Raw genomic sequence first — 11981 nt, 5'->3', positions numbered from 1 at the left:
CTCGATCGTAGAATGGTTCAGTCGTCGCACAATTACCTCGTGCGCAACCGAGTCGTGGCCGCTGCGGGTTCAGCCGGATTCTTCGTTCTCGCACCAGGCATTGTCGCTGGTCTCATCCCCTGGTTACTCACCAGATGGGACGCTGAACCGATCTGGTTGCCGCTGCGCGTGATCGGCTGGATCCTCCTCGCGGCCGCGCTCGCCGTGCTCATCTCGGCGTTCGTCCGGTTCGTCGCGGAGGGACTCGGCACACCCGCACCCATCGCACCGCCGGAAAGGCTTGTGGTTGGCGGGTTTTACCGATACGTGCGCAACCCGATGTACCTCGCGGTGTTGAGCACGATCATCGGCCAGGCACTGATCCTTGGCCAGTGGATCCTGCCGTTGTACGCGGTCATCGTCAGTGCCGCGTTCTACGCGATGGTCCGTTGGCACGAGGAACCCGTGCTGCGGCGTAACTTCGGCAGTCAGTACGAAGTGTACAAGGCTGCCGTGCCCGGGTGGCTGCCCCGGATCCGACCGTGGCAGCCACCCAAGTCCGCGTAACTACGGCAGAGGCTCGAACTCACGAACGTTCGCGATGGACACACCGTTCGCGGTGTTCGCCTCACGCTCGATCATGATCTCGACGAGCACCGGCCTGCTGGTGGCCTCGGCCTGCTTGCGGGCCCACGCCAACGCATCCGAGATCTCACCCGGCTGCGTGACGCGACGACCGGAGCAGCCGTAGGCCTCCATCACCTTGATGTTGTCCGTGCCGACCGTGTCGTAGTGGATGTCGACTTCGTAGTTCATGTCGTATCCACCGTGGTCCTCGGCCATCCTGATCAGGCCGAGGTATTCGTTGTTCAGCATGATCAGCACGAACGGGACGTCGTACTGCGCGGCGACGGCGAGCTCTTCCACAAGGAACTGGAAGGAGTAGTCGCCAACGATGCCAACGACTTCCGCGTCCGGCTCGGTATTCTTCAACGCCTTCTTCACGCCGATCGCGGCGGGGATTTCCCAACCGAGCGGACCGGCCTGGCCACAGACCTGGTAGTGCCTTGGCTTGTGCGCCAACTGGTGCTGGCCCGACCAGATCTGGTACAGCCCGATCGCGGTCACGAAGTACGTGTCCGGACCGTAGAACTCGTTGATCTCCTTGAACACCCTCGGCGCCTTGACCGGCACGACGTCGAAGTCCTCGCGACGGGTCAGCGTCGCCTTCAACTCCTGCACGCGAGCCACCCAGAAACCCGCGGCACGACCGGCGTTTCGTGCCTTGGCCAGGTCCAAAATGGCCTGCAGGAACAGTTTCGAGTCCGACACTATGCCCAGATCCGGCGCGAACACCTTGCCGATCTGGGTCGGCTCGATGTCCACGTGGATGAACTTCCGCTCGCCTCGGTACGTCGGCAGGTCACCGGTATGCCGGTCACCGAACCGCGCGCCGACCGCGAGCACCACATCGGACTCGAGGAACGACGCGTTGCCATACCGTTGGGACGTCTGAATTCCAGTCATCCCCGCGTACAGCGGATGATCCTCATCCAGCGCACCCTTGCCCATCAGCGTTGCCTGCACGGGGATCTGCAAGTACTCCGCGAGTTCCTTCAGTTCCTCGTGCGCCTCACCGAGGATCACGCCACCGCCCGCCAACAGCAATGGAGTTTCCGCGGCCAGCAACATGTCCAGCGCGCGCTCGACCCGGGGGCCGTGCGGCTCAACGGCACTGATCGGCAGCGGCGCGTCGATCGAGCCGTCCCACTCGATCTCCTGCTTCTGCACATCCAGCGGGAGGTCGATCAGGACCGGCCCCGGCCTGCCAGATCGCGCGATCCGGAACGCCTCACGGAAGATCCACGGCGCCTGGGCGGCTTCCTTGACCTGCACCGCCCATTTGGTCACCGGCTTGGCGATCTCGACGATGTCGACCGCCTGGAAGGCCTCCTGGTGCAGTTTGGACGACACCGCCTGGCCGGTGATGCAGATCATCGGGATCGAATCGGCGATCGCGGTGTACAAACCGGTGATCATGTTGGTACCGGCCGGACCGGACGTGCCGATCGCGACGCCGACCTTGCCGTTGGTGCGCGCCCAGCCGTCGGCCATGTGGGTCGCGCCCTCTTCGTGCCGCACGATCAGGTGTTCGATTCCGCCGACCACCTCAAGGGCCTTGTACAGCGGCAGAATCGCGGCTCCGGGGCAGCCGAACGCGGTGTCCACGCCCTCGGACTTGAGGACTTCGACAACCGCTTGCATCGCGGGAACTTTAGGCATCTGCGATGTCCTTTCTGAGCTAACCGCGGCCGGACAATTGCTCAGTGACCTTGAGCAGGGCCGAGTGGTCGAGTGAGCCGTGACCCATCGCCCGTGCAGCCGCGACCAGCTGCGCGATCAGGCCGGTGACCGGCAGCGACACGTCGGCCTGCCGGGCGGCGGCCAATGCGATGCCCATGTCCTTGTGGTGCAAGTCGATCCGGAAGCCCGGCTGGAACTGCCTGGCAACCATCGAATCACGCTTGAGGTCGAGGATCCGGCTTGCGGCAAGACCGCCCGCGAGCACGTCAAGACCCGTCTTCGCGTCCACTCCGGACGCTTCGAGCAGCACGATCGCCTCGGCGACCAAGGCGTACGTGCCACCGACCACGAGCTGGTTGGCCGCCTTCACGACCTGACCGGCGCTGTGTGGTCCAACATGGACAACCGTCTTGCCCAGTACGTCGAGAATGGGCTTCGCGGCCTCGAAGTCGGCGGCATCGCCACCGACCATGATGGACAGTGCCGCGTTCTTCGCGCCTGCCTCACCGCCGGAAACGGGTGCGTCCAGCACGCGGATTCCCTTTGCCTTGGCGGCTTCCGCGATCGCCAGTGAGCTTTCCGGGCGGATCGTGCTCATGTCGATGAGCAGAGTGCCTTCCTTGGCGTTCTGCAGCACCCCGTCGTCGCCGAACACCACCGACTCGACGTGCGGGTGGTTGGGCAGCATCGTGATCACGACATCGGCGCCAGCCACTGCCTCCGCCACGCTCGCGGCCGGTTTGCCGCCAGCCTCGGCGAGTTTGGTCAGCGACTCCGGCACAACGTCGAAGCCGACTACCTCGTGTCCTGCGTTGACCAGGTGTGCGGCCATCGGGCTGCCCATGATGCCAAGGCCGATGAATCCAACCGTCGTCATGATTCCTCTTCAGTCACGCCCGCAAGTCGCGGGGAAGCCAGTCGAAGCTGTCAGCACTCGCACCGCTTGGCTTGTACTCCAAGCCGATGTAGCCGCCGTAGCCGTTTTCGGCGAGCCGCTCGAACAGATCGGCGAAGTCGAGGCCGCCCGTGCCCGGTTCGTTGCGGCCAGGCGCGTCCGCGATCTGTACGTGGCCGATGTGTTTGCTGTAGTCGTCGATCACGCGCGCGGGGTCGTCGCCGTTGACTGCCAGGTGGTACAGGTCCGCGAGCAAAGCGACGTTGTCGACGCCGCCTTCCTGGCGTACTCGCTGGATCACAGCAAGCGCTTCGGCCGCGGTCTTGAGCGGATACGCCGGTGCGCCGCTCAACGGTTCGATCAGGACAGTCGCACCGATCCGGCTCGCCGCTTTCGCCGCGATCGCCAGGTTCTCGCGCGCCACCTCGTCCTGCTGATCGGCCAGGACACCGTCGATCCTGTTGCCGTACAACGCGTTGAACGCGCGGCAGCCGAGCTGGTCGGCGATCTCGACAGCGACCTCGATGTTCTCCCTGAACTCCGTACTGCGCGCGGGATTGGACAGCACACCGCGGTCGCCGCCGGGCATGTCACCGGCGAAGAAGTTCAAGCCGATCAGCCGCACGCCCTCTTCGCGCACCGAGCGGACGAATGCGTCCACATCGGCGTCTTTGGGCACGGCTGCACTGAACGGCCACCAGAACTCGACCGCGCTGAAACCCGCGGCTTTCGCCGCGGCCGCCCGGCTATTCACGTCCAGTTCGGTGAACAAGATCGACAGGTTCACGTCATACCGGAAGCGATGGTCCACCGTCGCTCCTTAATTTCGCTCTACGGAACTCACCTTCCATCTGACGAAACAGTACTTCCACAGACCGGACCCCGTCAACCATGCGAACACCCAAAAAGCCCTCGTGAGTGGTTAGTCGTGTTAGAACACGCATAACCACTCACGAGGGCTGAGCTGGGAAAATAGCGAGCTAGGTGGCGACCACCCGGACTGACGTGAGCTCGCCATCGACGGCGTCAGGGATGTACATCCCAGCCGCGAGACCCGACCGCAAATAGTCCAGAACGGCCGTGGTGATGACCTCGCCAGGCAGCACAGCGGGCGCGCCGGGCGGGTACGGCGTGATCATCTCCGCTGCGATCCGGCCGACGGCCTTGTCCACCGGGACCTGGTCGGTCTCGCCGAAGAAGGCGTCGCGCGGCAGCATTTCCGTGCGAAGCTCCAACTCGCCAGGCGTCGGCAGATCGACCCGCGGCGGCCTAGGCAGCGACTCGGCAGACTTGGCCAGATCCTTCATCGCGCGCAGGAAGGCCGCTGCTGTCTCCTGGTCGTCGGCGTGGGTGAACGCGGCGACGATCCGGCGGTGATCCGACAGGCCGACAGTGATCCGCCGCTCCTCGCGCAGCCAGTCGGCCGCCTGGTAGCCGTTGATGCCCAGCTCGGTGACATCGACCATCACCTTGAGCGGGTCGAACGACGAGGCGTACGCAGGCCCGACGACTTCGTCCCCGACCAGGTGCAGCCCAGCGATCCGGTCGACTTCGGCCCGGACAGAGCCCACCAGCGACAGCGCGGCGCCAAGCAGCTCCTTGCCGTGCTCGACCATCTGCCTGCGCCAGCCGTCCAAACCCAGGTAGACCAGCGACGACGCGCTCGTGGTGCCAAGCAGGTCCTCCCGCATCTTCAGGACAGCCGGATCGACCCGGTCGCCTTGCAGGTGGAACACCGAGCTTTGTTCGACGGCCGCGCCCATCTTGTGCACGCTCGTGACACACAGGTCGGCGCCGCAGTACATCGCCCACGGCGGCAGATCGCCGTGGAACGGCAGGTGCGCGCCCCACGCTTCGTCCACAATCAACGGCCGGTCGAACTCGTGACACACCTCGGCGATCGCGGTGATATCGCCGCACGTTCCGTAATCCGTCGGCGTCACCATCAACATGCCCTTGGCTTCGGGTTCCCTGCCGAAGGCCGCCCGGACGTCTTCCGCGCCTGGTGGATGGGACATGTGCCGCTCGGTGTCCCAGCGCGGACGCACCCACACCGGGTCGACACCGCTGATGATCAAACCGGCGATCACGGACTTGTGCGCGTGCCGGACCACAAGGATCTTCTCGCCAGGACCGGCGACCGAGAGCATGGCGCTTTTCACCGACAACGAGCTGCCACAGGTGGAGAAGAACGTCTTGCTCGCGCCGACCGCGTCGGCCATCAGGTCCTGCGCGTCCTGCAGCACACTGTTGCCGACTCGCCGGGTGTCCAAACCGTTCGGTGTCAGCACATCGGAGCGGAAGACATCCTTGCCGACGACTTCGAGCACTCGCGGGTCGATCCCGCGACCCTGCTTGTGGCCGGGTGCGTTGAACGGCACAAACGCTTGCTCGTGGTAGCGCTGCAACGCTTCAAGCACCGGAGCACGGCTGTGGTCCATGCCCACTGGGTCACCCGCGACGCGTGATCTCAAACGTCGCGCTGCGGCAATGGTTTGGTGGCGGGTCCTTCAAGGACATTACCGTCCACATCGAACCGTGAACCGTGACACGGACAGTCCCAACTGGTCTCCGCGGCGTTGAACCTCAACAAGCAGCCAAGGTGCGTGCAGCGCAAGGAAACCGCGTGCTCGCTGCCGTCCGGATCGCGATAGATGCCCTTTTTGCCGAGCCCGTCACGTTCGATCCGGACATCGGCTGCCGGTTTGTCGGTCGTCACCAAGTGATCGCCGACCAAGTCGACCGCGACTTTGGCGTTCATCCGGACCAACTCGGGGACGTAGTTGAGCGTGAGGCGATGCGGATCGAACCGTTCGGCCCACGGATTGCCCTTGCCAGTCATCAAGTCCGCGAGAATCATCCCGGCGAACGTGCCGGTCGCCAAACCCCACTTCATGAACCCGGTGGCCACGTAGACACGGTCGGACAACCGGTTGTAGCGGCCGATCATCGGAAGTTTGTCGTAGGAACTCGGGTCCTGCGCGGACCATCGATGCGTGATTTCCTCGACATCCCAATACTCACGGGCGAAATTCGCCAGTTCCTCGTACCGCCGGGGACTGACACCGGGCTGACCGACAGGATGGCTCTCCCCCGCCACGATCAGCAGATCACCCGATGAACTCAACGACCGTGTCGGCATTCCCGGGTTGATGGCCAACGCTTCCGGTGGCGTGCCGGACCTGAGTTTCGCGGCTATGCAGTAAGAACGCATCGGTTCCAGGCGCGCGAAGTACAGTCCACGATCGAGGATCGGATAGTGCGTGGCCACCACGACCTTCTCGGCTTCGACTGTCCCGCCTGGCGTCCTGACGCGTCCACCCTCTACTTGGGACACCCGGGTGTTCTCGAAAATCTGACAACCGTCGCCAACGAACTGTTTCGCAAGGCCGAGAACGTACTTCAAGGGGTGGATCAGGACCTGGTCGGCCAGCTTGACCGTGGCGTGCACCGGAAACGGCACATCCATGGATTCGGACGTAACCGCAAGCCCTGCCTTGGCTGCCGCCTGCGCTTCCTGTTCCACAGCTTCTACTTCGCCGGGCGCCAGAGCGTAGGTATAGGCGGGCCGACGCTGCAAATCGCAGTCGACGGCCAGCTCCGCCACCTTCTCAACGCCCGCGAGACTCGCCGCCGCATAGTCCCTCGCAGCGAATTCACCGTGCTTGTCCACAATCGTGGAGTACATAGTGGACTGCAGAGCGGTCACCTTCGCGGTGTTGTTGCCGCTCACGCCAGCGCCCACCCGGCCGGCCTCGAGCACAGCGACTCGCAGGCCGGCCTGCTTGAGCAGCAAGGCGGTGGTCATGCCGGTGATGCCGCCGCCGATCACGGCGACATCGAACGTCTCATCGGCCTGAAGAGGCGGGTAGCCATCGGCCGGAAGGGCTTTGAGCCAGAGGGACTGAGCTGCCGTTGTGGTGGTCACGGCTTCCGAGTACCCAGTCCAAGCCCGTCAACCCATCGTCTTGGCACCATCCAGCGACTCACGAATGATGTCGGCATGCCCCGAGTGCTGAGAAGTCTCAGCGATGATGTGCATCAGCACCCGGCGGTTGGACCAAGCAGCGCCAGCCTCGAACCACGGAGCCTCCGGCAGCGGGTGCGATTCGTCCAGGTCAACGCTGGCGACAAGCTCATCGGTCCGCCGCGCGATCTCCTCGTACTGCGCCAGCAACTCGGCCAGCGTCTCACCCTCGCGCATGGAGAACTGAGCCTCCCAGTCGATGGTCTCCTTGAACATCCCAGCGGCCCCCTCAAGGATGAAGTTGGCCCACCCGCGTTCGGTGGCGGCGACGTGCTTGATCAGCCCACCGAGGGTCAGCTCACTCGCCGTGGTCCGCCGGTTCGCCTGCTCATCGGTCAAGTTCTGAACCGTGAACCTCAAGAACCCGCGGTGCTTGGCCAGCATCTGCAGGAAGTCCGCACGCTCGCCGGTCACGGTGGTGGTGCTGCTCATTGTCTGCCGCCTTCCTTGTTTGCCCTGTTGAGGACAACACTAGAAGCCATATAGGTCACATTCCGTCCGCAATCAAAAACCACCCCACCAGCTGCAACCAAGCGTGCGCGCGCGTGCGCGTCCGCGTGTCCACCATTCCTTGTGGTGAGTTGAACGCGCGAGCGGCGCAACGGCGGCGACCAGCGAGGTTGGAAGCGAGCCGAGCAGTTTGACTCACCATGAAGGAATGGTGGACACGCGTGAGGGCGGTGCAATGAGAGATGCCCTGAGGTGCAAGCCCCGCAAGCGGCAGCCAACACGATCGCAAGCAAAGGCGGACACGCCCTTCAGCAACGGTGGACACACCCTTCAGGAACGGTCAACACGGCCTTCAGGAACGGTGGACACGGCCGCGCGCAACGATCACCTGTCCGCGCCACGGTAAAGACGCACAGAAGTTGTTGCGAGCCACGTGAACGCGGCAATGACCCCAGCAGTGAAGATCAGGATACCGACCGAGCCGAGAGCCATGGAACCAAAGGAAAGCAGAAACGCCACGCCGGTGATCCGCGAGTACATCGCCCACCCAAGACCAGCGAACCTCCTGGCGATGACGAAAGTGGCGACCGCGAAGCACACAAACCCAATCGCCCCAAACGCAAAGTGCAGTGTGTTGGACATACTCGGCATCCGCAGGGAGACGACATCGCTCGGGAACCCGGGCACCGGGTCAGCGGCGAAGATCCCGCTGGCGACCATGCTCACCCCAAAGGCGCCGATCAATCCGGGCCCCCACGTCCCGCCTACTCCCCCGCGAAGTAACCGGCGCATGCCGACCGCGGCGGCCAGGACCATCAGGCCGGTGAGGATGAGGTTCGTGGTCTGGATCCAGCCGAGGTCGCCGTTGGCCAGCACGCTCCACGGGTGTTTCGTGAAGTCGAACCCGGTTCTGGTGAGCCCTTGCAGTACGGAGACGACGACGTAGAACGGGCCGGCGAGCACGCCGTAGCCGAGCAAGGACCTGGTGATACGGACCGGCAGCTCGCAGTTGGTTCCGACGGTCTGCGGAGTCCAGATGGCGTGTGTCATGACATTTCCCCTGTTCAGCGGCTTAACTGGAACTAGACCGTACAGTACTCTGACGGGTACTGAGCCGTCTAGTACCATTTTCGACAAGGAGGCTGATCATGGAAATCGCGGGTGTGGGTGTCGGAAACGAAGAGGGCCGCTCCGCCCGTAAACGACGGTTGATCATGGAGGCGGCCACTACGCTCTTTCTACGCCACGGCTACCAGGGCACGAGCATGGACGAGGTCGCCGCGCTCGCAGCGGTCTCCAAACAGACCGTCTACAAGAACTTCACGGACAAGGAAGGCCTGTTCAGCGAGATCATCATGAGCGTCACGACCACAGTGGACGCTTTCATCAAGCTGATCGGCGACAAGCTGCACAACACCGAGAACCTGGCCGCCGACCTGCCCGTGCTGGCCCGCCAGTACCTGCACTCGGTGATGCGCCCGCAGGTGCTGCAGATGCGGCGGCTACTGGTCGGCGAAGCCTCCCGCTTCCCCGAACTCGCGCGCACGTACTACGAACGAGCGCCGGAACGCGTGCTCACCGCCCTGGCGCCCGAGTTGAAGCACTTGGACGAACGCGGCTTGCTGCGCGTGCCCGACCCCGCGTTGGCCGCCAAGCACTTCGCATTCCTGGTCCTCGGCGTAGCCTTGGACAAGGCGATGTTCTTCGGCGACACGGCTCCGTTCACCGACGAGGAACTCGACCACCTCGCCGACGAAGGCGTCCGCGTTTTCCTTGCCGCGTATAGCACCTCGTGACAAACGGAGGCAGTCTCCGTATAGTCGCGGTATGTACGTGCAGCGGCCGGACTTCGCCGACTACTCCCGCAAGTACAGCGACTACTTCGTGATGCGCCGCGAGAACGGGATCATCGAGCTGCGGATCCACACCGATGGCGGGCCTGCGCAGTTCGGTTTCGGCGCGCACAACGCGTGGGGCCAGGCGTGGCAGGAGATCGGCAACGACCCGCGCAACGAGATGCTGATCCTGACCGGCACCGGCGGCGATTGGATCGCACCGGCCGAAGCAGGCGACACGCTGCCGAGCGAGCCGGATTTCGCGTACGAGCGGACACTTCCTCACCGGTGTCGCGCCGGGCGACGGCCTGCATCTGACGTTCCAGGAGCTAATGGGCACCAAGCGAGCCGCGTACTACCTGTACACCAGCGGCCAGATCGACGCGGCTACCGCGCTGGAGCTCGGGCTGGTCAACGAGGTGCTACCGACCGACGAACTCCTACCGCGGGCATGGCAGATCGCTGAAATGATCATGACGAAGCCGCGGGCCGCCCGCAGGCTGACGCACGCGATCGTGCAGCGGCCATGGAAACGGCGGCTCGTGCAGGACTTCGGGTTCGGGCTGACGCACGAGATGTTCGGGATCTCAGCCGATAAGCGTTTCGGCTGACGTCGTACTCCGGTCACGGACACGTTCGCCGCGCTGCACCATGGCAGTGGCCACGGCCGTCGCGATCACACGCCCGGCGCTGTCGGTGAGTTCACCGCGCAAGTGACAGACCTGCTTGCCACGGCGGACAACCGTCGCACGGCCGATCAACGTTCCCGGCCACGCCATCCGAAGGAACTGCACATGCAGGTCCAGCGTGGGGGCGAACTGGCCGGGTCCGAGCGTCGCGGCCAGCGCGGGGCCCATGGTGTCGTCGAGCATCGCGGCGAGGAAACCGCCTTGGACGTGCCCGGCGGGGTTGGTGAACTTGTCCGTCGCGGCGAACTCAACCTCGATCGTTCCCGCGTCCGGGTCGACCTCGCGCAGCTTCCAGCCCAGTGTGTCGGCGGCGGCAGGCGCGGGCGTGCGGCCGGCCATCATGTCCCAGAAGAATCCCGTTGGCGTCGGCATGCGCGTCACTATGCACGACTGCGGGCCGCACACCAGGTTCACAGCGAAAAAGTGTGAACGCCACTCATCGGGGTTCGATCTTGGTGCTGTGCAAGTGTTCGTAGACCACGCTCGTTCGTACGTCGGCGACCTCGGCACGCGCGGTCAGCTTGTCGATCACGAACGCGTACAGGTCCTGGTTGTCCCGTACCGCCACATGCACGAGAAAGTCCTCACTGCCGGACACCACGAACACTCCGATGGTTTCGGGCAACGACGTGATCCAGTTGCGAAACGCTTCGATGTTCCGCCGTGACGGCGGCCGGATCCGGACCGCGATGAGCGCTTGGACAGCGCGTCCAATCGCGGCGAGGTTCACGTCGAGCACGGCACCGCGGATCACGCCACGGTCGCGGAGCCCGCGCGTGCGCTCAAGCGCCGTCGACGGCGCGACACCAACCGCGGCCGCGATGTCACGGTTGGTCCGTCGAGCGTCCACCTGCAACTCACGCAGGATCGCCGTATCAAGTTCGTCGAGATCCACGACGGTCACCTCGCTACCGAATTAAGTTCGCTCTGCTTGGAATTCTCCCAGGAATCAGATTAGCGTTTTCGACATGTCCCGCATGAGTGAGAGGTCCATCGTGTCCGATGACGTATTTGGTTTCGCCCCGGATGAGGTCGTGCTGGACGAGCCGACCAGGGCTGCCCGGCTGAAATGGGTGGTGATCGTCGACGGCGACATCCCCGCTGGCCGGATGGTCAACGCGGTCGCGTGCATCGCCGCGTCCACCGGCCAAGCGGTCACGGGCATCATCGGCCCCGAAGCTCCGGACGCGTCCGGCCATCTCCATCCAGGACTGCCGTGGGCCGGATGCACCATTTTGCACGCCACCGCACATCAACTCGCCGAGCTGCGGGCCAAAGCCGTTTCGAGCGAAGGTGTTCTGGTCACCGACATGCCGATGATCGCGCAGACCAACCGGGTCTACGCCGAGTACATGGCCGAACTCGCTGAGACCAAGCCAGCCGACTTGGCCACGTGCGCGGTCAGCATTGTCGGACCGCGCAACCGCGTCAGCAAGTTGGTCAAAGGCCTCGACCTGCTATCTTGAAAGCACTGCCCAGGAAGGAGGACGCCGTGACGCAGCTGCAGATGCTGTTCGCGATGTTCCTCCCGGTCGCGCTCATTCTGCTGTCGGGCAACACATCAGACACCATTGTCGCGGCGGTCATCGCCGGTGTCGCGGTCCTGACCCGCATTGGTGTGCCGACAGCCGCTCCCGCCCGGGTACGGGCGATTTCCTTGCGGGAACGCGCTCGTCAGAGCGTCTTCCTGCGGTTACGAGACCCGGACGCCGCAGGTCGTCCGCGTCCTCGAGCACCCGGCGCAGCCCTCGCGGCTGCGTAGCTGAAAGCAGCCGCTTCCGTTTGTCCTCCAATCCTTTCTG

The 11981-nt window shown here is 64.3% G+C and carries 15 protein-coding genes; 5 read left to right on the top strand and 10 right to left on the bottom strand.

Going from position 1 to position 11981, the window contains the following annotated elements; genetic code table 11:
* Window positions 1-39 precede the first annotated feature (39 nt).
* A complete protein-coding gene (locus tag LWC34_RS07740) occupies window positions 40-546 on the top strand; it encodes a methyltransferase family protein (RefSeq protein ID WP_233724170.1) in 507 nt (168 codons plus the stop codon).
* On the opposite strand, the gene gcl is transcribed toward LWC34_RS07740, so the two are convergent.
* The 7 genes from gcl to LWC34_RS07705 form a co-directional block, all read right to left on the bottom strand.
* Window positions 547-2244 (bottom strand): glyoxylate carboligase, encoded by a 1698-nt coding sequence (gene gcl, locus LWC34_RS07735; protein WP_443667752.1) that lies wholly within the window; start codon window positions 2242-2244, stop codon window positions 547-549.
* A 37-nt stretch (window positions 2245-2281) separates the two neighbouring features.
* The gene (locus LWC34_RS07730; RefSeq protein WP_233724167.1) at window positions 2282-3160 is read right to left on the bottom strand and encodes a 2-hydroxy-3-oxopropionate reductase; all 879 of its coding nucleotides are present in this window, start codon (window positions 3158-3160) and stop codon (window positions 2282-2284) included.
* Between the two features lie 13 nt (window positions 3161-3173).
* Window positions 3174-3989 carry a hydroxypyruvate isomerase family protein gene (locus LWC34_RS07725; RefSeq protein WP_233724165.1) on the bottom strand — a complete coding sequence of 272 codons (816 nt, stop codon included), beginning with the start codon at window positions 3987-3989 and terminating at the stop codon, window positions 3174-3176.
* Between the two features lie 169 nt (window positions 3990-4158).
* Window positions 4159-5619 carry an aminotransferase class I/II-fold pyridoxal phosphate-dependent enzyme gene (locus LWC34_RS07720; RefSeq protein WP_233724164.1) on the bottom strand — a complete coding sequence of 487 codons (1461 nt, stop codon included), beginning with the start codon at window positions 5617-5619 and terminating at the stop codon, window positions 4159-4161.
* A 29-nt stretch (window positions 5620-5648) separates the two neighbouring features.
* Window positions 5649-7106, bottom strand: coding sequence for an FAD-dependent oxidoreductase (locus LWC34_RS07715; protein WP_233724162.1), 1458 nt, complete (start codon window positions 7104-7106; stop codon window positions 5649-5651).
* 27 nt (window positions 7107-7133) lie between these two features.
* Window positions 7134-7637 carry a DinB family protein gene (locus LWC34_RS07710; protein ID WP_233724160.1) on the bottom strand — a complete coding sequence of 168 codons (504 nt, stop codon included), beginning with the start codon at window positions 7635-7637 and terminating at the stop codon, window positions 7134-7136.
* 402 nt (window positions 7638-8039) lie between these two features.
* Entirely contained in the window at window positions 8040-8705 is a 666-nt protein-coding gene (locus LWC34_RS07705) for a DUF998 domain-containing protein (protein ID WP_233724158.1), read from the bottom strand.
* 98 nt (window positions 8706-8803) lie between these two features.
* Here LWC34_RS07705 and LWC34_RS07700 point away from each other — a divergent pair, with 98 nt between their 5' ends.
* Window positions 8804-9451: a TetR/AcrR family transcriptional regulator gene (locus LWC34_RS07700; protein WP_233724156.1), complete on the top strand. Its 648-nt coding sequence runs from the start codon at window positions 8804-8806 to the stop codon at window positions 9449-9451.
* Window positions 9452-9532: 81 nt separating this feature from the next.
* Here LWC34_RS07700 and LWC34_RS07695 read toward each other — a convergent pair whose 3' ends face one another.
* Window positions 9533-9691: a hypothetical protein gene (locus LWC34_RS07695; RefSeq protein WP_233724154.1), complete on the bottom strand. Its 159-nt coding sequence runs from the start codon at window positions 9689-9691 to the stop codon at window positions 9533-9535.
* Window positions 9692-9822: 131 nt separating this feature from the next.
* On the opposite strand from LWC34_RS07695, the gene LWC34_RS07690 reads away from it, so the two are divergent.
* A complete protein-coding gene (locus LWC34_RS07690) occupies window positions 9823-10101 on the top strand; it encodes an enoyl-CoA hydratase/isomerase family protein (protein ID WP_233724152.1) in 279 nt (92 codons plus the stop codon).
* On the opposite strand, the gene LWC34_RS07685 is transcribed toward LWC34_RS07690, so the two are convergent.
* Together LWC34_RS07685 and LWC34_RS07680 are read right to left on the bottom strand one after the other, a co-directional pair.
* A complete protein-coding gene (locus LWC34_RS07685; RefSeq protein WP_233724150.1) occupies window positions 10078-10551 on the bottom strand; it encodes a PaaI family thioesterase in 474 nt (157 codons plus the stop codon). The two genes, LWC34_RS07690 and LWC34_RS07685, sit on opposite strands and share 24 nt — an antisense overlap.
* Before the next feature lie 64 nt (window positions 10552-10615).
* Window positions 10616-11074 (bottom strand): Lrp/AsnC family transcriptional regulator, encoded by a 459-nt coding sequence (locus LWC34_RS07680; RefSeq protein WP_233724148.1) that lies wholly within the window; start codon window positions 11072-11074, stop codon window positions 10616-10618.
* A gap of 73 nt (window positions 11075-11147) precedes the next feature.
* On the opposite strand from LWC34_RS07680, the gene LWC34_RS07675 reads away from it, so the two are divergent.
* The gene (locus LWC34_RS07675; protein WP_233724146.1) at window positions 11148-11645 is read left to right on the top strand and encodes a DUF2000 domain-containing protein; all 498 of its coding nucleotides are present in this window, start codon (window positions 11148-11150) and stop codon (window positions 11643-11645) included.
* A 26-nt stretch (window positions 11646-11671) separates the two neighbouring features.
* On the top strand, window positions 11672-11941 hold the full coding sequence (locus LWC34_RS07670) for a DUF6412 domain-containing protein (RefSeq protein ID WP_233724134.1): 270 nt from the start codon (window positions 11672-11674) through the stop codon (window positions 11939-11941).
* Window positions 11942-11981 lie beyond the last annotated feature (40 nt).

The sequence above is a fragment of the Kibdelosporangium philippinense genome, from assembly GCF_021390435.2.
Lineage (GTDB): Bacteria > Actinomycetota > Actinomycetes > Mycobacteriales > Pseudonocardiaceae > Kibdelosporangium > Kibdelosporangium philippinense.
The sequence above is the reverse complement of the archived record's forward strand: the minus strand, read 5'-3'. Positions and strand labels throughout refer to the sequence as shown.